This is a genomic window from Proteus sp. PR00224, assembly GCF_016238105.1.
In the GTDB taxonomy this organism is placed as follows: Bacteria; Pseudomonadota; Gammaproteobacteria; order Enterobacterales; family Enterobacteriaceae; genus Proteus.
The window spans coordinates 30,458-48,130 of sequence record NZ_JAEHQU010000005.1; the positions used below are offsets into that span (position 1 = coordinate 30,458).

The window sequence follows — 17,673 nt, forward strand, 5'->3', positions numbered from 1 at the left end:
GAAACCACTATTACTTGCGTTTGCCACGGGCTTATTTGACATAAAAACACATCATTTGAACAAAGAAAAAAGCGAGACTAACGCAATGATGAGAAATATTGCTCTAATATCAATTTGCTAGAAAAACACCAAATAGAAAAGCGCAATATGTAAAGACAATCAGATTAAGAAGGCGTAATGTTCGTCATTATTCTCGATATCAGACAGATTGCACATATCCTCTTTATTGGCACACCTACTTTCTGCTGATATTATAAATGGTAATCAGAATTATTTCTCATCATCATTCATTTAACCTGCAATACAAAATATGAATACAACAAAGTGTGTTATCTAATTCGTATTGTGGCTTTTAATCTAGACGAAGAACTCAAATGGCTATTGTAATCAAGACAGAAGAAGATATTCAAAAAATGCGCGTCGCAGGTCGTCTTGCGGCAGAAGTTCTTGAAATTATCGCACCGTTCGTAAAACCTGGCGTAAACACCGCTGAATTAGACCGTATTTGTCATGAACATATTGTTAACGCACAACAGGCTATTCCTGCTTGTCTTAACTATCATGGTTTCCCTAAATCAGTCTGTATTTCGGTTAACGATGTTATTTGCCACGGTATTCCTAGCGAAGAGAAAATCCTTAAAGATGGTGATATCGTTAATATTGATGTCACTGTCATTAAAGATGGTTTTCATGGCGATACTTCAAAAATGTTTATCGTAGGTAAACCAACAATACAAGGTGAACGTTTATGTCGTATCACCCAAGAAAGCCTCTACCTTGCCATTAAAATGGTTAAACCAGGTATTCGCTTACGTGAACTTGGCAAAGCAATTCAAAAATTTGTTGAAGGTCATGACTATTCTGTTGTTCGCGAATATTGTGGTCATGGTATTGGTGAAGGGTTCCATGAAGAACCTCAAGTTCTACACTACGATGCAGATGATAGCGGTGTTGTGTTACAAAAAGGCATGGCATTCACCATTGAACCAATGGTAAACACAGGTGATTACCGTATTCGTACAATGAAAGATGGCTGGACTGTTAAAACTAAAGACAGAGGTTGGTCAGCACAATACGAACATACGTTAGTCGTTACCGATAATGGCTGTGAAATCATGACATTACGCAAAGAAGAAGAACCGTTTATTTCTGCGGTATTAGTCAACGAATAAGATTCTTTTTTAGCTAAAAATGTAAAAGCGACATATTTTTTCGAGATGTGTCGCTTTTTTTATTTTATTTGCTATGAAACAGCAGAATTACTAGTCAGGTTATCGTTTTAACATTAGTCTTAATGTCATAAGCAAACATTGAGAAAGAAGACGAACAATGACTCATAAAAACGCATTTCAAACTCCGCCCCCTTCCCCTTTTTTGCTGACAGAAAATACACAAAATTGTGCTGAACTTAAGCAATCAATCGAACAATTTCAGTCTTGGTTAACAGAGGCTTTTCACCATGATGTTGATGTCGCTTTATTACTTCAAGCTCGTAGCCATTTCATTGATCAACTATTAACACAATTATGGCGCTATACACAATTATCCGATTATCCAGACCTTAGTATCATTGCGGTCGGTGGTTATGGCAGGCAAGAGTTACATCCACTTTCTGATATTGACCTTCTCTTTTTAAGTGAGACACCTTTATCACCAGAAGCAGAAGATAAAGTCAGCAAACTCATTACATTACTGTGGGATGTACGCCTTGAAATTGGTGCCAGTGTTAGAACAATGGAAGAATGTCTTTTAGAAGGTCTTTCAGACTTAACGGTTGCAACAAACTTACTAGAAGCACGTCTTATTTGTGGGAATAATTCACTTTATCAGCAATTAATTAACCATATTTTTAGCCAAGGATTTTGGCCATCACCTGATTTTTTTGCTGCAAAAGTTGAAGAACAAAAACAGAGACATCAACGATACCATAGCACTAGTTATAATCTAGAGCCTGATATCAAAAGCAGCCCTGGTGGACTGCGCGATATCCACACTCTAATTTGGGTAGCACATCGCCATTTTGGTGCTGCTTCAGTTTCTGAAATGGTCAACTTTGGCTTTTTAACGCCAGCGGAAGGACAAGAGCTACTAGAGTGCCAATACACACTATGGAAAATTCGCTTTGCTCTCCATCTTGTACTTTCTCGCTATGACAATCGTCTATTGTTTGATAGACAACTCAATGTTGCTCAACTTTTAAATTATGAAGGCGAAGGCAATCAGCCCGTTGAAAAAATGATGAAGGATTATTATCGCGTAACTCGTCGTGTCAGTGAGTTAAATGATATGTTACTTCAATTATTTGATGAAGCCATTCTTGCTCTGCAACCTAATGTAAAACCGCGACCTTTAGATAATGAATTTCAACTAAGAGGCTCATTAATTGATGTCGTTGATGACAGTTGCTTCCTTGATGATCCTATCGCTATTATGCGCCTCTTTTTACGTATGGCTGAGCATAAAGAGATCACAGGAATTTATTCAACAACACTCCGCCATTTACGTTACGCTCGTCGGCATCTAGTACAGCCGTTATGTGAGTACCCACTCGCACGTCAAGTTTTTATGCAGATCTTGCGCCATCCTCGTGCAGTTTCTGGTGCTTTCGTTCCCATGCACAAACATAGTGTATTAGCGGCTTACTTCCCACAATGGAATAATATTGTGGGTCAAATGCAGTTTGATTTATTCCATGCCTATACCGTTGATGAACATACAATTCGTGTTTTACAAAAACTGGAAAGTTTTGATTCTTATGAAAACCACGAGCAACATCCGCTTTGTGTTGATATTTATCCCAAACTTCCTCAACTTGAATTATTACGTTTAGCTGCACTTTTTCATGATATTGCCAAAGGTCGCCATGGTGATCACTCCGTATTAGGAGCCCAAGATGTTGTTCATTTTGCTCAACAACATGGTTTAAATCAAAGAGAATCGGCATTAGTTGAATGGCTTGTTAGTCATCACTTACTTATGTCTGTTACAGCACAGCGACGTGATATTCAAGATCCTGACATTATTTTTCAGTTTGCATCAGAAGTAAAAAATGAAAGTCGATTACGTTATCTTTTGTGCTTAACGGTTGCGGATATCTGTGCAACTAATAGTAGCCTATGGAATAGCTGGAAACAGAGCCTATTACGTGAACTTTTTTTATCAACAGAAAATCAGCTACGCCAAGGTATGCACTCTATTCCCGATTTACGTGAACGTATTCGCCATCATCGTTTGCAAGCACTAACTATTTTACGAATGAAACAGGTTGATGAAGATAAATTGCAGGCAATTTGGGGACGTTGCCATGCCGACTATTTTTTACGACATACACCAGAACAAATTGCATGGCATGCGCTTGCATTAATTGAGCATAATAGCGCTGAACCTATGGTGCTAATCAGCCAACAAACTGAGCATGGTGGTACTGAAATCTTTATTTGGTGTGCTGATAGACCATCCCTTTTTGCATCTGTTGCAGGTGAATTGGATAGACGCAATTTAAGTATCCATAACGCTCAAATTTTTACTAACCGCGATAACATGGCTATGGATACTTTTATTGTGTTAGAGCCTAATGGTAAACCTCTGGCAATTGATAGATATAATGCAATCCGCAACGCTCTTATCCAAGTTGTATCCGCCCCTTATAACGCCAATGCAAAAACACGCTCATTACCCGCCAAATTACGCCATTTTGACGTTCCGACAAAAATTAACTTTATCGCTTCTAACCATAATAAGCGCACCTATATGGAACTATTTGCACGAGATCGTCCAGGATTATTAGCAATTATTGGTAAAGTGTTTGCTGATCTTTCACTTTCATTACATGGTGCCAGAATAACCACAATAGGCGAACGTGTTGAGGACTTCTTCGTATTAACCGATAGCGAAAATAAGGCATTAAACCAAAAAATGAAGGATGAAGTCGTAGAAAGGTTGACAAAAGCCCTAGTTTCAAAGGATAAAATATAGAAACCCACGACAATACATATAGGAAATACTATTAATGCAAGCATTACAATCTATTATTGATAACGCCTTCGAACATCGTGCTGATATCACTCCAAACAACGTTGAGCCTCATATTCGTGATGCTATTAATAGCGTTATTGCACTGCTAGACAGCGGGAAACTGCGTGTCGCGGAAAAAATTGATGGTCAGTGGGTGACTCATCAATGGTTGAAAAAAGCGGTTTTGCTCTCTTTTCGTATTAATCACAATCAAGTGATAGATGGCAATGAAAGTCGCTATTTTGACAAAGTGCCTATGAAATTTGCTGATTATGATCAAGCACGTTTTGAAAAAGAAGGTTTTCGTGTTGTTCCTCCCGCAGCAGTTAGACAAGGGGCTTACATCGCTCGCAACACTGTTTTAATGCCATCTTATGTCAACATTGGTGCTTACGTTGATGAAGGTAGCATGGTTGATACATGGGCAACAGTAGGTTCATGTGCTCAAATCGGGAAAAATGTTCATCTCTCTGGTGGCGTTGGTATTGGTGGTGTTTTAGAGCCACTACAAGCAAACCCAACCATTATTGAAGATAACTGCTTTATTGGCGCGCGTTCTGAAATTGTTGAAGGCGTTATTGTCGAAGAAGGCGCGGTTATTTCAATGGGCGTTTATATTGGTCAAAGTACCAAAATTTATGACAGAGAAACAGGCGAAGTTCATTACGGTCGAGTCCCTGCTGGCTCTGTTGTTGTTTCTGGTAATTTACCGTCCAAAGATGGAAGTTACAGCCTTTACTGCGCCGTAATTGTGAAAAAAGTTGATGCTAAAACGCGTGGAAAAGTAGGCATTAATGAATTGTTAAGAACTATCGACTAATATAAGAACAGCGGATAGAATTAATTCTGTTCGCTATTCTTTCACTCATCTTTCTATCAGGTGCCAATATATGTACGATAATTTAAAAAATTTAGGGATCCCGCATCCTGAAGATATTGACCGCTATACTCTACGCCAAGAAGCTAACAACGATATTTTAAAAATCTATTTTCGCAAAGATAAAGGTGAATTCTTTGCAAAAAGCGTAAAATTTAAATATCCACGCCAACGTAAAACAATTTCTGATGGTCAATCAGGACAAGGTTTTAAAGAAGTTAATGAAATCAATACTAACTTACGTTATGTTATTGAAGAATTAGATCAAATTTGCCAACAAGACCAAGTAGAAGTCGATTTAAAACATAAAATTCTGGACGACTTGCGTCATCTTGAGCACGTTGTAGCAAATAAAATTGCTGAAATCGAAGCCGATTTAGAAAAACTGACTCGTCGTTAATAACAAGGCATTTTAACTGTTATGTATGTCAGTTTTATAGAAAAACACCGCTTAGTTACTGTATAAAATAGAAACAAGCGGTGTTTTAAGATACTGAATATGGCTCATTATTTTATTAACCAATTAAATATCAGATTATTTTCTACTTAATTTAATAGGCCAACCCAGTTTTCAAGCCAACCTATAGCAAATACTTCTGGCTCCGCGACATCCATACCGTCTATTTTTAATATTTCACCGATACGCTTTGATTGGTGCTCTTGCAGTAATTCATCAAATTGCATCCCTGCACCACAAAAATAGTCATAACTACTATCGCCTAAGGCAATCAAGCCATAATTTAGATTTGGCTGATATCCTACATTATCACGTAGTTCATGAAATAGAGGAGCAATGGTATCAGGTAAATCACCTTGCCCAGTACTTGACGTTATCACAAGTACTGTTGAATATTTTTCCCAATCTGCAAGTGTGCCTTCTTCGTAAACATTAGCTTGATGATTATGCTCAAGTAAAATACGCTGTGCCTCTTCAGCAACTGCTAATGCATTACCGTAAACAGTCCCTACAAAAATACCTACTTTAGCCATAATATTTAGCCCACTTAATACTGTTTGATAACTAATAAACTAAGCATCAAACATATAATATTGTCAATTTATTCTCAATGAGAATAAATTCAGTCATCCTTTTTAAAAAGAGACTGAATGAAATTATTACACTTACTCTTTTCTCCATATAAATAACCTAATAAACTTTCAGGGTAATTTATTTTAGATAACCTTGATGTAACCATTAAACTAATATCATTGATAGTAAAATATTCATTTTTTTCTTTATAACTATTAAGATAAGATGATATCTTATTAATTTCACTCTTATAATTAATTAATAGACTCAAAGATTCATTATGTTTTTTAGGAAAAAAAAACTTATACACTTTAGACAAAAAACCCGTCTCCTTTCTTTTTATAAAACCATCTAATAATGATAAGCATTCATTTGTTTTTGTTGTGATTTCATTAATCGAACAGCAAGAGCTATTTTTGATTGCTATATTAGAAACTTTATTTTTTATTTTATTTTCATAATTATTATAAGCATTAGAGAAAGATGCCAGAGATTTTAATTCAATCGCTAAGGAATCCGTATTGGATTCAATTTTTTTTATCATTTCTGATAATTTATCAATATCATTTTTTTCTAAAGATTTTTCTCTAAACTTTTTAACGAAATCTTGATGAAATACATTAAGTAATTTACAGGTTTTATTACATTCATTATAAACATCCGAATGTTTTTTTATAGATTGTTCTTCGTCTTTTTCATTAATAACTTTATTAATATCCTCAAGCGTTTCATCACCATCCTTAATAAAGCCAAAGGTATTATTAGCATTATTAAGACTTGCAAATTTATAATATTTATTTATTACATCATATAATTTATTGATATTTTCATTAAGAAAATTAAATGATATTTCAAATTTAGTAAGCGCAGATTCAATTTTTTCTTTATTTAATGAATTATTATCTTTATTAAAACAAATTTTAATATTATTATCATCTTTACTTTCTATTTTAACTTGATTATTAGCAGCTTCTACATTACCTAACTTAACAAATATATATTCTTTCTTACCGATTATAAAAGGTAGGTTACACCCGGGATTTAACTCTATTATTTTATTTTTTATCTCTTTAATTAACTGACTAATAGATTTTCTCTCAAATCTACACAAAAACCCTTCTCAAAAAATAAATTAATAGCTGGGTTATTATCTTTATTAAGAATTTTATCTTTCAGAGAAGAAGAGCCTGTTTCACTAATTATAGTCTCAATAAATTTTTGTACAGTATCTAATGAGTTAAGGTTTATAACTGTAAGACAATTAATATTTTCTCTATCTAAAAAAACACCACCGCATTTATTATTAGCTTTATTAATTTTATCTAAATGATGAATATTACCCTCTATATATTTATTAATTACATCAGTTAATTCATTTTTTATTTCAGTGAAAAAATTCTTATCAACATAAACGTTACTAATTTTATGTTTTAAAATAAAAAAATTATCATTAGGTAATGAGTTTAAACAATTAGCTATTTTTTCAGATAGTAAAAATACCACATTCTCTCTTTTATCATTTGCAGGTAAAAATTTTGCTAACTTATCGAAATATATTTTCATTATTATTACTCATATTCAATTATAATATTACAACCATAATATTATTGAATAGCAGATAATAATTTCAAAAAAGAGTTTAATTCATATGCGCTATGATATAAAAAAACACGCCCAATAATAAATTTAAGCGTGTTATTTTAATTAAAGACTATTATTTATCACTTACCAGAATCCAAAGACCGAATATATTCATCCATTTCAGTTTTTAGATTATCTGACTTAGGACCAAAAATCGCTTGAATACCCGAGCCAACAACCACAACACCTGCAGCACCTAGTCTTTTCAACTCATCACGATCGACTTTTTCAATCTCTTTAACGCCAATACGTAAACGAGTAATACAAGCATCTAAACTACTGATATTGTCTTTGCCACCAAACGCAGCGACTAAAGATTGTCCCATAGCACTTTTATCCGCTTGTTTCGCATTTTTATCTTCTACTTCTCGGCCTGGAGTTTTCAGGTTTAATTTCACGATTAAGAAACGGAAAATAGAGTAATAAGTTATTGCATAGAGTATGCCAATAATTGGGAATAGATACAGTTTACTGCTATTACCACTCAATACGATAAAATCAATTAGGCCATGAGAGAAACTGGTTCCATCACGCATACCTAACAAGATACAAATAACGAATGCTAAGCCCGCTAAAATAGCGTGAATAACGTAAAGAATAGGTGCGACGAACATAAATGAGAATTCGATAGGTTCTGTGATCCCTGTTAAGAAGGCAGTTAATGCCGCAGAAATCATGATACCACCGACTTTTACACGGTTCTCTGGACGTGCTGAATGCCATATCGCAATCGCGGCAGCAGGTAAACCAAACATCTTAAATAAAAAGCCACCTGACAACATACCCGCAGTTGGATCACCTGCCATATAGCGAGGAATATCACCGTGGAATACTTGCCCTGCACTATTTACGTATTCACCCACTTGCATTTGGAATGGCACGTTCCAGATATGGTGTAAACCAAATGGTACTAATGCACGCTCTACAACACCATAAATACCAAAAGCGACAGCAGGGTTTTGATACGCAGCCCATTCAGAAAAACGTTGAATTGCTGTACCAATAGGAGGCCAAATAAAGGCTAAGATAATCCCAACAAAAATAGCGATTAAACCTGAAATAATAGGAACAAAACGCTTACCAGCAAAGAAGCCTAAATACTCAGGTAATTTGATGCGATAAAAACGATTAAACATAGAGGCGGCAATAATACCAGCGATGATCCCCCCTAATACTCCTGTATCAGTAAGGTGCTGAGCCTCAATTTCTGCTGGTGTTAAACCTAAAACCCAAGGAGCAACCACAATCATGGTTTTAGACATAATGCCATAAGCCACAACAGAGGCCAGTGCTGATACCCCATCATTATTGGTAAAACCTAACGCAACACCAATGGCAAAAATAAGTGGCATATTAGAGAAAACCGAACCACCAGCCTCTGCCATAACTTGAGAAACAGAAGAAGGGATCCATGAAAGATCAGCGGAACCAACCCCTAATAAAATACCGGCAATAGGTAGTACAGATACCGGTAACATCAAGGACTTTCCGATTTTTTGTAAAACAACAAATAGGTTTTTAAACATCAAGCAGACTCCCGGAATGTGGGTTTTTATATGTTGTAAGTTTTTATTTGTTTAAAGTAGTGTGGGTTTTATTTCATAAACTTATCTAATGATAAGCCTTATTTATTTTACATCATAAAATAAATCGCTTAATGAATACATGATAGCTGTCACGTTTCAAACATGTGATCAGATCAATTAATAGAATTATATATTTTACAAATAGTTAAAATAGATTATAAATTTGCGCAAACCATTAAGACTTAAGTAAAAAAGCCTTAATAGTCACGCAAAGAAAGTAATATTTGAAATTAAGAAAGGAATTAAAAATGATGAGCTAAATCTTCACCATACTGCTCTAATTCAGGTCTTAATCCACGCCAACCAAATTGATTAATAAGGTGTTGCCAAGGCAGATCCCATTTAGCTGTTAAGTTAAGTGGTTGCAATGTGATTGGATGAATTAAGTTTAGATGGCTTGCATGTAACATCAAGCGATGAGATTGAAAATGATTTACAACACCACGGTTTTGACGTAAATCACCATGAGCAGTATCACCAATAATTGGGTGTCGAATATGAGACATATGGCGACGTAATTGGTGCTTGCGTCCCGTTTCAGGACGTAGCTCTAATAAACTAAATCGAGATGTAGGATAGCGCCCAATCGCAACCTCTTTTTCAACAATTCCTAATGGCTGGCAGTGCGTCACGCAATCTTGAATTTGTGGAGGTTGAGTTGCAAATTTGTCTGCAATTTTGTCGAGCTCCTCGACTAAAGGGCTATCAATAACAGACGCCTCTTCAACGTATCCTCGAACAATAGCGTGATAAATTTTTTCTGTTTTATGTTGTTCAAAAGATTGAGATAGCGCTCTAGCAACATCAGAAGAAAGTGCCATTAATAGAACACCTGATGTAGGCCTATCTAAACGATGAACAGGGAAAACATGTTGCCCTATTTGATCTCTTAGGGTCTGCATCACAAACACTGTTTCATGTCTATCTAACCAACTGCGGTGAACAAGCCAACCCGCAGGTTTATTCACCGCAACAAGATGTTCATCTTGATAAATAATATCTAGCATTATCGACCTTATGATTTAAACATTGCGTCAAGTTCACGCAAATGATTGAGTAAATCAGTAACATCTCGACTCTTATCTTCTTTAAATGCTTCTTCGTAATAAGGTGCGATTGCGAATTTATTAGGTAATGGCATCTCATTTTCAATCATCGATGACAATCGCGGAATTAATACCCACTGCAACCATTCATGAGCACTCATTGTATCAATACAGAAAGGCTCAACACTTTCAAATGCTTGTTCAGTAGGAGATTCTAATTGCCATAGCTCAATGTTCTTCATCTCTTCTTCAATCAAGAGCAATTTTGCTAAAATGCGTTGTTCTGGTGTCATCATTTATCCCTTATATAAAACTTACGAATAAGGATAACATTGGGATGGAATAGCAGAAAACAAATAAAAAAATAAAAGGAGCCGAAACTCCTTTTAGACAAGAAAAATAGTTGTCTGTACAACACATGCATCCAAGCAAGACCGTTTTTATCTATCCCTGTGATTAAGTCCGTATCCACATTAATGGAAATATCCTATTTCCTGTGTCCTTGATTACTCTACATTTTATCGGTCACCAAACAGTCCCTTATTTGGTGAACGTAGAATGCCAATAATTGATTAGTTAAACAACCCACAAAACAAAAGCAATTAAAGAGCCATAACTATAAATAAAAACAATAAGTTAATAACTTATTGTTCTATTTAAATAAACCGATTATATTTTTATCAGTGACGTTTTTTGATAAAAAAACACACGCTTTTTTGTAAGACATATCTCACAAGAAAAAAGGTTTATAGACTACGTCACTCATTATATACAGCGACTAATTCTGACAGAAAGAGAGATAAATTTTCAGCTAAAACTTCTCTTTTCTGTTTGCCGAAAGTTTCAAGAATGACTTCCCCTGAAACATTACACACAGAAATTATTTCATTTTCTGAATCTGTGGTGCCGATAAACAATGTTGGTGTAAGTTTTAAACGCTTTTGAGTCACCAAATGACCAATAATGTTTTCTTGTAAGCGAATAAAATCCTCTTCACTCCACACTTGGATCAAGCTGAAATCTATCTCTCTAAAACGAACCTGCATATCTCCAGCATACTGAGTGGTAAAGTAATTGTGCAATTCAGGGCGAATAATAATCCCCATTGCTTTTTCAACTTTTTCTAGTTTATCTGTTCCTACAAAAGGTTGCGGTAACCAGTAAACAACTTCATCGCCTGTTCTTGATATACAAATAGAAGGAACACCATAAAGATCTTCACTTGCAGGAGGTAAGCCTGATTTTTCTTGCCATAAATCAACATACTTTTGTGTAAAGGCTTTTAGTTCGGAGGAGATGTTTTCAGTCATGATTATCTGTTTTATCTATTTAAATAAGAATTTCCTTTATGTTACCTGATTATGTCACTAATTCAGAGCATCAAAAATAAAGCATTCATATACTATTGATGTTTCAATAGTATAATTAACCTTCTTTTATTTTCAGCTAAAGTTAGGATGTAAATTATGTCTTTATATCAAGGTGATAAATCTCTTGAAGCATTATCTCTGGGCAAAGAGACTCAATATCATGATCAATATGATGCCGGATTATTGCAAGGTGTACCACGTAGCCTAAATCGAGATTCACTCTCTTTAACTGCTGAAAATTTACCTTTTCATGGTGGTGATATTTGGACCATGTATGAGCTCTCATGGCTTAATAGCAAAGGCTTACCACAAGTTGCTATTGGTCATGTTGAATTAGATGCAACCACTGAAAATCTTATTGAATCTAAAAGTTTTAAATTATATCTCAATAGTTTTAATCAAACTCGTTTTGAAAGTTGGGATATCGTCGAAAAAACCTTACTTAAAGATTTAACGACTTGTGCTAAAGGCAAAGTTAATCTAACCATTTATCCACTTTCGCATTTTACATCACAACCTATTGTTGATTTTGCTGGAGAGTGTATTGATGAACAAGATATTGAAATTGATAATTATCAGTTTGATGCGCAATGGTTAAACGAATCGACAACCGATACACTAGTTGAAGAAACCCTTGTCAGCCATCTGTTAAAATCAAATTGCCTTATTACTAATCAACCAGATTGGGGCTCAGTTGCTATTCAATATAAGGGTAAAAAGATTGATCGTGAAAAACTACTACGCTATTTAGTTTCATTTAGACAACACAATGAATTTCATGAACAGTGTGTTGAGCGAATTTTCCACGATATCATGCAATTATGTGCTCCAGAAACATTAACTATTTATGCAAGATATACACGACGCGGTGGATTAGACATCAATCCTTGGCGTAGTAATTGTGAGTTTGTTCCAGAAATTAGTCGATTAGCCAGACAATAACGGAATAATGCCTGTATGTTAATATGATCTGTGTTATACCAAGATCAGTTGCACTTCAGTTTGTTATTTCAGGAGAAAAAGGAGTCCTACGTGATAACTCATGTCAGCCCATTAGGTTCCATGGATCTGCTTTCACAGCTAGAAGTTGATATGCTAAAGAGAACCGCAAGCAGTGATCTTTATCAGCTGTTTCGCAATTGTTCTCTCGCTGTTCTCAACTCTGGTAGCCTTACTGATAGTAGTAAAGAACTGTTATCTAAATACCAAGATTTTGATATTAACGTACTGCGCCGTGAACGTGGCGTAAAACTAGAGTTAGTCAATCCTCCTGAAGACGCTTTTGTTGACGGAAAAATTATTCGCTCATTACAAGCTAACTTATTTGCAGTGCTTCGTGACATATTGTTTGTTCACGGGCAAATCACAACAGCAAAACGTGATCTTCACCTGAACTTAGAAAATAGTACTCACATCACTAATACCATTTTCTCGATTTTGCGTAATGCACGAGCTCTTCATATTGATGAAGATCCTAATATGATCGTTTGCTGGGGTGGTCACTCAATCAATGAAACTGAATACCTTTACGGCAGAAAAGTAGGTAACGAATTAGGGCTACGTGAGCTTAATATCTGTACGGGTTGTGGTCCCGGAGCAATGGAAGCACCAATGAAAGGTGCTGCTGTGGGTCATGCTCAACAACGTTATAGAAATAGCCGTTTTATTGGTATGACAGAACCGTCAATCATTGCGGCAGAGCCACCAAATCCATTAGTTAACGAACTGATTATTATGCCAGATATTGAAAAACGTCTGGAATCTTTCGTACGAATTGGACATGGTATTATTATTTTCCCAGGCGGTGTAGGAACAGCAGAAGAATTGCTGTATCTGCTTGGTATTCTTATGTCTCCAGAAAACCAAGACCAAGTATTACCACTAATTTTAACTGGTCCTAAAGAAAGTGCAGACTACTTTAATGTATTAGATGACTTTATCGCCAATACATTAGGCGACGAAGCTCGTCGTCATTACCAAATCATTATTGATGATGCACCTGAAGTAGCTCGTATCATGAAAAAATATATGCCATTGGTAAAAGATAATCGTCGTAGCACAGGTGATGCTTATAGCTTTAACTGGTCAATGAAGATCAATGCTGATTTACAACATCCTTTTGAACCAACCCATGAAAACATGGCATCACTTAATCTAAGCACAAATCAATCACCAGAAAAATTAGCCGCTGACTTACGTCGTGCTTTCTCGGGTATTGTCGCGGGTAACGTAAAAGAAGTGGGTATGAAAGCGATTGAAGCTCATGGCCCTTATAAAATTCATGGTGATAGTGAAATTATGCGTCGCATGGATATTTTATTAGCAGGCTTTGTTGAGCAACACCGTATGAAACTTCCCGGTGGTACAGCTTACCAACCGTGTTACGAGATTATCAGCTAATTTATTATGATACATTTGCTGATTATTGATGCTTTAAACCTGATCCGCCGCATTCATGCGGCATCAGGTTCTTCCTGCCTTACAGTGTGCGAACAAAGTGTCAATCAACTACTTGGCCACACACAACCTACTCATGCCGTAGCAGTTTTTGACGAAGACGACAGAGACGGTAGCTGGCGACATAAACTGTTACCCGATTATAAAGCGGGTCGCACACCAATGCCTGATGACTTGCGACAACAATTACCTAAAATTAAAGCAATGTTACTTAATTTAGGAATACAGAGCTGGCACTCAGGTGGTGATGAAGCTGATGACGTTGCCGCAACATTGGCAACTAAAGTGGCAAGTGCAGGTTTTCGAGTCACGATTATTTCAACGGATAAAGGCTATTGCCAGTTGCTTTCGCCCTCTGTTCGTATACGCGATTATTTTCAACGACGCTGGTTAGATTTAGAATTTATTAGAGCTGAGTTTGGTGTCGAGCCATCTCAACTTACCGACTATTGGGGATTAACAGGCGTAAGTAGCAGTAAGGTTGCAGGCGTTCCTGGTATTGGGCCTAAAAGTGCTACCGAACTTTTACAAATTCACCCAGATCTAGAATCACTCTATCTGCATATTGATGATGTTCCGACTAAATGGAAAAACAAACTTATTACCCATAAAGAGTCTGCATTTATCAGTCGGAAAATCACGACATTACGTACTGATATTCAATTAAACGGTAATCTACAACAGTTACGGTTAAAATAGCTCAGTTCTTAGTTATTAAAACTCAACGAGCAAATATATCTTTGAATAACTCGCTTCCATTAAAAAAGGCTAAGTTTCTTTATAAACTTAGCCTTTTATTGCCATCAACAAATCGATGTGCTTTGAACAGTTTTAGAACTCACGATCTGGTCGATAAGCAGCCCAAATATTTTGAATATGAACCGTTATCTCTTCTCTATCATGATAAAGGTGCTTAGCTTGGATCTTAACGTTGATCCCTTTTTCCGCTAACTCTGACTTTATTTTTTCAAGGATATGAGAGACTTCCTCATAGCGCTTTTTCATTGGCAGTTTTAGATTAAAGATAGCTTCGCGACACCATTCATTAGCAATCCAAGTTGTCATTAATGCAGCAACTTTAGCTGGTTTTTCAACCATATCACAAACAAGCCATGTGATATTTTTAGTTGTAGGCTCAAATTTAAAACCATCAACTTGGTGATGACGAACTTGTCCTGTATCCATCAAAGATTGTGCCATTGGGCCATTATCAACAGCATGTACCATCATACTGCGTTTCACTAATTGATATGTCCAACCACCGGGGCATGCTCCTAAATCAACCGCTTTCATTCCACTTGCTAAACGCTCTTCCCACTCCTCATAAGGAATGAAAATATGAAATGCTTCTTCAAGTTTTAATGTCGAACGACTTGGTGCATCTGATGGGAATTTTAATCGAGGAATACCCATATAAAATGCGGAATTATTAAAACTATAAGAGTAGCCAACATAACAACATCCCGGTGCAATAAAAAACACATGGATAATAGGGCGGCTAAAATTCTCTACTTTCAGCAAAATTTTCTCATTACGTAAATGATTACGTAATGGCACCGTAAATTTACGGCAGAATTTTAATAATTCTTTGCTTTCGTTAGTATCTGCAACTTCAACTCGAAGTTCACCCGCTTTTTCGACAGCACCTTTTAACATTCCAACAATCGGTGTGATTCTATCTTCTGGCGGTAAATCTTTAAGTAATTCACCTGTTACAAACATCTGACGAGCAAAAATTAATTCACGGAAACTCACTTCACGCGCGATCTTGTCTGCTTCACCTTCTTGGTAGCATTCAAAGATCACATAACCGCTTCCCTCTTTAACACGAGGAAAGCCATAAACGCCGATTTGACCTGCTTTATCCGTAATCTCAGCCGCGCACTCTTTTTCAAAACCTTGGCGACAATATAATGCAACTTTATTCATGGCGAGACGCCGGTGCCCTTAGACGCAAAGCGCCAATAAAAATTAAAGCCCAACCAATAAGAAAACTAAATCCACCAATTGGCGTAAAATAAGATAACAACCTAACTTGTGTTAGCGCCATACAATAAAGGCTACCACTGAAAAGTAGAATACCAACACCAAAGAAAATACCTGCCCAATAAAACCATAAAATGGTTTTACGCATTAACATTGCCGCGATCCCGACAAGTAATAAGGTATGGACGATTTGGTAGCGCATCGCTAACTGAATGTATTCCCAATGTTGTGGCGATAAATGCGGTGCAAGTTTATGAGTTGCAAATGCACCAAAAGCAACATAAAAGAAGCCACTAATCGCGGAAAACATAAGCAATGTACGACTATTCACTGTTTATTCCTTCCTATCTAGAAGATATTTGCCAATCGCAATATTAAGATGATGTCAGTAAACCCAGCTTTTCTTGCTCATTCGCTGCTTGAGATAAAATCCATTGGCGAAAAGCCGCAATTTTACCTAATTCAGCCTGGCTATCTTGGCAAACTAAATAAAATGCATTTTTACTAACAAGGACATCTGGAAAAGGTCTTACTAATCGACCTGATTCTATTTCACTACGTGCCATTACATTATTAACTAATGCAACGCCTTGTCCATGTACAGCGGCCTGTATCACCATTGAACTATGGCTAAAAATAGGCCCTTGTTGCACATTTATCTGATTTTGTATCTCTAATTGACGTACATAAGCTTGCCAATCTCGACGAGATGTATCATGTAGCAATGTATGATAAATCAGATCGGATGGGGTTTTTAGTGGTTTTTCACCTGTAAGTAAAGATGGTGCACAAACAGGGATCAAATATTCCGCATAAAGGCGGTCTGTACGTAAACCAGTCCAATTTCCTCGACCATAAAAAATAGCTACATCAACATCATCAGCCAGCTTATCTTCTTCTCTATCAACAGCCTGAATTCGCACATCAATTCCCGGATAAGCTTGATTAAATCCAGATAGCCGTGGTACTAACCATTGAATAGCAAAACTTGGAGAAAGGCTAACAGTAAGTGCGCCTTTCGCGCTTCGAGCTAATAATTTGCGAGTTGCCTCGTTAATTGATGAAAAGATTTCCTTAATATCGAGGTAATAACTCTGCCCTTCTTCGGTTAATAAAAGAGAGCGGTTGCGTCTTCTAAATAATTTTAGCCCAAGGAATTCTTCTAATGTTTTAATTTGGTGGCTCACTGCTGCTTGTGTCACAAATAATTCTTCAGCGGCTTTAGTAAAACTTAAATGACGTGCCGCTGAATCAAAAACCCTAAGCGCATTTAATGGCGGTAAACGTTTAGACATATTCAGTTCTTAAACCCCTATTTTGGCTATTAGTAGATCCTAACTTTCATCATTAGTTTTTTTTATGCGAAGCATTATAAATTGTCCCTTGATGATTAGCCAGTAAATACCTATAGTAAGCGCACTTCCTAAGCCGGAACGAAAAGTTGTGTAGTAGTAATACTGCGAAACTTTTGGCTTTGTGGTTGTGATGTTGTGTTTGCAAGTTGTCTGGAAATTCCAGACTTAGTAGCTGATGCTACTGTTTTTTTTTCACTTCCTGTACATTTACCCTGTCTGTCCATAGTGATTTTATAGTGCACCGCCAAGGCGGTGCTTTTTTTATTCCCTATTTTTCTCTACTTTTGAATGACTCACACATACCGTTTTGA

The 17,673-nt window shown here is 36.3% G+C and carries 17 protein-coding genes; 7 read left to right on the forward strand and 10 right to left on the reverse strand.

The window, feature by feature from the left end; all coding sequences use genetic code 11:
* Nucleotides 1-374: 374 nt before the first annotated feature.
* From map to JEP71_RS10315, 4 genes are all read left to right on the forward strand, one after another.
* Nucleotides 375-1,172 carry a type I methionyl aminopeptidase gene (gene map / locus JEP71_RS10300; RefSeq protein WP_075671708.1) on the forward strand — a complete coding sequence of 266 codons (798 nt, stop codon included), beginning with the start codon at nucleotides 375-377 and terminating at the stop codon, nucleotides 1,170-1,172.
* 157 nt (nucleotides 1,173-1,329) lie between these two features.
* Nucleotides 1,330-3,975 carry a bifunctional uridylyltransferase/uridylyl-removing protein GlnD gene (glnD, locus tag JEP71_RS10305; RefSeq protein ID WP_198626185.1) on the forward strand — a complete coding sequence of 882 codons (2,646 nt, stop codon included), beginning with the start codon at nucleotides 1,330-1,332 and terminating at the stop codon, nucleotides 3,973-3,975.
* Between the two features lie 34 nt (nucleotides 3,976-4,009).
* Complete coding sequence (gene dapD, locus JEP71_RS10310) at nucleotides 4,010-4,834, forward strand: 2,3,4,5-tetrahydropyridine-2,6-dicarboxylate N-succinyltransferase (protein ID WP_160230642.1); 825 nt, start codon at nucleotides 4,010-4,012, stop codon at nucleotides 4,832-4,834.
* Between the two features lie 70 nt (nucleotides 4,835-4,904).
* Nucleotides 4,905-5,291 (forward strand): DUF3461 family protein, encoded by a 387-nt coding sequence (locus JEP71_RS10315; protein ID WP_006535910.1) that lies wholly within the window; start codon nucleotides 4,905-4,907, stop codon nucleotides 5,289-5,291.
* Nucleotides 5,292-5,437: 146 nt separating this feature from the next.
* Here the strand turns inward: JEP71_RS10315 and JEP71_RS10320 are convergent, their stop codons facing one another.
* From JEP71_RS10320 to syd, 7 genes are all read right to left on the reverse strand, one after another.
* On the reverse strand, nucleotides 5,438-5,881 hold the full coding sequence (locus JEP71_RS10320; RefSeq protein WP_198626186.1) for a flavodoxin: 444 nt from the start codon (nucleotides 5,879-5,881) through the stop codon (nucleotides 5,438-5,440).
* An 89-nt stretch (nucleotides 5,882-5,970) separates the two neighbouring features.
* A complete protein-coding gene (locus tag JEP71_RS10325; protein ID WP_198626187.1) occupies nucleotides 5,971-7,032 on the reverse strand; it encodes a hypothetical protein in 1,062 nt (353 codons plus the stop codon).
* Nucleotides 6,996-7,484, reverse strand: a complete 489-nt coding sequence (locus JEP71_RS10330; protein ID WP_198626188.1) for a hypothetical protein — start codon at nucleotides 7,482-7,484, stop codon at nucleotides 6,996-6,998. Before JEP71_RS10330 ends, JEP71_RS10325 begins: the two co-directional genes overlap by 37 nt.
* Nucleotides 7,485-7,642: 158 nt before the next feature.
* Entirely contained in the window at nucleotides 7,643-9,088 is a 1,446-nt protein-coding gene (gene ptsG, locus JEP71_RS10335; protein WP_198620940.1) for a PTS glucose transporter subunit IIBC, read from the reverse strand.
* A gap of 302 nt (nucleotides 9,089-9,390) precedes the next feature.
* On the reverse strand, nucleotides 9,391-10,155 hold the full coding sequence (gene truC, locus JEP71_RS10340; protein WP_198626189.1) for a tRNA pseudouridine(65) synthase TruC: 765 nt from the start codon (nucleotides 10,153-10,155) through the stop codon (nucleotides 9,391-9,393).
* Between the two features lie 8 nt (nucleotides 10,156-10,163).
* Nucleotides 10,164-10,487: a YqcC family protein gene (locus JEP71_RS10345; protein ID WP_109373107.1), complete on the reverse strand. Its 324-nt coding sequence runs from the start codon at nucleotides 10,485-10,487 to the stop codon at nucleotides 10,164-10,166.
* A gap of 465 nt (nucleotides 10,488-10,952) precedes the next feature.
* Nucleotides 10,953-11,504 (reverse strand): SecY-interacting protein, encoded by a 552-nt coding sequence (gene syd, locus JEP71_RS10350; protein WP_196532763.1) that lies wholly within the window; start codon nucleotides 11,502-11,504, stop codon nucleotides 10,953-10,955.
* 156 nt (nucleotides 11,505-11,660) lie between these two features.
* Between syd and queF the strand changes: the two genes are divergently transcribed.
* The 3 genes from queF to xni all read left to right on the forward strand — a co-directional run bounded on the left by queF (nucleotide 11,661) and on the right by xni (nucleotide 14,720).
* Nucleotides 11,661-12,506 (forward strand): NADPH-dependent 7-cyano-7-deazaguanine reductase QueF, encoded by an 846-nt coding sequence (gene queF, locus JEP71_RS10355; RefSeq protein ID WP_198626190.1) that lies wholly within the window; start codon nucleotides 11,661-11,663, stop codon nucleotides 12,504-12,506.
* A 90-nt stretch (nucleotides 12,507-12,596) separates the two neighbouring features.
* Complete coding sequence (gene ppnN, locus JEP71_RS10360) at nucleotides 12,597-13,964, forward strand: nucleotide 5'-monophosphate nucleosidase PpnN (RefSeq protein ID WP_109373104.1); 1,368 nt, start codon at nucleotides 12,597-12,599, stop codon at nucleotides 13,962-13,964.
* Nucleotides 13,965-13,970: 6 nt separating this feature from the next.
* Nucleotides 13,971-14,720, forward strand: a complete 750-nt coding sequence (gene xni / locus JEP71_RS10365) for a flap endonuclease Xni (protein WP_198626191.1) — start codon at nucleotides 13,971-13,973, stop codon at nucleotides 14,718-14,720.
* A 132-nt stretch (nucleotides 14,721-14,852) separates the two neighbouring features.
* On the opposite strand, the gene rlmM is transcribed toward xni, so the two are convergent.
* The 3 genes from rlmM to JEP71_RS10380 are packed head-to-tail and all read right to left on the reverse strand — an operon-like array spanning nucleotide 14,853 to nucleotide 17,302.
* Entirely contained in the window at nucleotides 14,853-15,950 is a 1,098-nt protein-coding gene (gene rlmM, locus JEP71_RS10370) for a 23S rRNA (cytidine(2498)-2'-O)-methyltransferase RlmM (protein ID WP_109373102.1), read from the reverse strand.
* Nucleotides 15,943-16,338 (reverse strand): DUF423 domain-containing protein, encoded by a 396-nt coding sequence (locus tag JEP71_RS10375; RefSeq protein ID WP_036913817.1) that lies wholly within the window; start codon nucleotides 16,336-16,338, stop codon nucleotides 15,943-15,945. The genes rlmM and JEP71_RS10375 overlap by 8 nt, the downstream gene beginning before the upstream one ends.
* Before the next feature lie 43 nt (nucleotides 16,339-16,381).
* Nucleotides 16,382-17,302, reverse strand: coding sequence for a transcriptional regulator GcvA (locus JEP71_RS10380; RefSeq protein ID WP_023582728.1), 921 nt, complete (start codon nucleotides 17,300-17,302; stop codon nucleotides 16,382-16,384).
* Between the last annotated feature and the right edge of the window lie 371 nt (nucleotides 17,303-17,673).

What these genes read in the sequence shown, in the direction of transcription:
- map (WP_075671708.1), top strand. Translation starts at nt 375, where the DNA reads ATGGCTATTGTAATCAAGACAGAAGAAGATATTCAAAAAATGCGCGTC.
- glnD (WP_198626185.1), top strand. Translation starts at nt 1,330, where the DNA reads ATGACTCATAAAAACGCATTTCAAACTCCGCCCCCTTCCCCTTTTTTG.
- dapD (WP_160230642.1), top strand. Translation starts at nt 4,010, where the DNA reads ATGCAAGCATTACAATCTATTATTGATAACGCCTTCGAACATCGTGCT.
- JEP71_RS10315 (WP_006535910.1), top strand. Translation starts at nt 4,905, where the DNA reads ATGTACGATAATTTAAAAAATTTAGGGATCCCGCATCCTGAAGATATT.
- JEP71_RS10320 (WP_198626186.1), bottom strand. Translation starts at nt 5,881, where the DNA reads ATGGCTAAAGTAGGTATTTTTGTAGGGACTGTTTACGGTAATGCATTA.
- JEP71_RS10330 (WP_198626188.1), bottom strand. Translation starts at nt 7,484, where the DNA reads ATGAAAATATATTTCGATAAGTTAGCAAAATTTTTACCTGCAAATGAT.
- ptsG (WP_198620940.1), bottom strand. Translation starts at nt 9,088, where the DNA reads ATGTTTAAAAACCTATTTGTTGTTTTACAAAAAATCGGAAAGTCCTTG.
- truC (WP_198626189.1), bottom strand. Translation starts at nt 10,155, where the DNA reads ATGCTAGATATTATTTATCAAGATGAACATCTTGTTGCGGTGAATAAA.
- JEP71_RS10345 (WP_109373107.1), bottom strand. Translation starts at nt 10,487, where the DNA reads ATGACACCAGAACAACGCATTTTAGCAAAATTGCTCTTGATTGAAGAA.
- syd (WP_196532763.1), bottom strand. Translation starts at nt 11,504, where the DNA reads ATGACTGAAAACATCTCCTCCGAACTAAAAGCCTTTACACAAAAGTAT.
- queF (WP_198626190.1), top strand. Translation starts at nt 11,661, where the DNA reads ATGTCTTTATATCAAGGTGATAAATCTCTTGAAGCATTATCTCTGGGC.
- xni (WP_198626191.1), top strand. Translation starts at nt 13,971, where the DNA reads ATGATACATTTGCTGATTATTGATGCTTTAAACCTGATCCGCCGCATT.
- rlmM (WP_109373102.1), bottom strand. Translation starts at nt 15,950, where the DNA reads ATGAATAAAGTTGCATTATATTGTCGCCAAGGTTTTGAAAAAGAGTGC.
- JEP71_RS10380 (WP_023582728.1), bottom strand. Translation starts at nt 17,302, where the DNA reads ATGTCTAAACGTTTACCGCCATTAAATGCGCTTAGGGTTTTTGATTCA.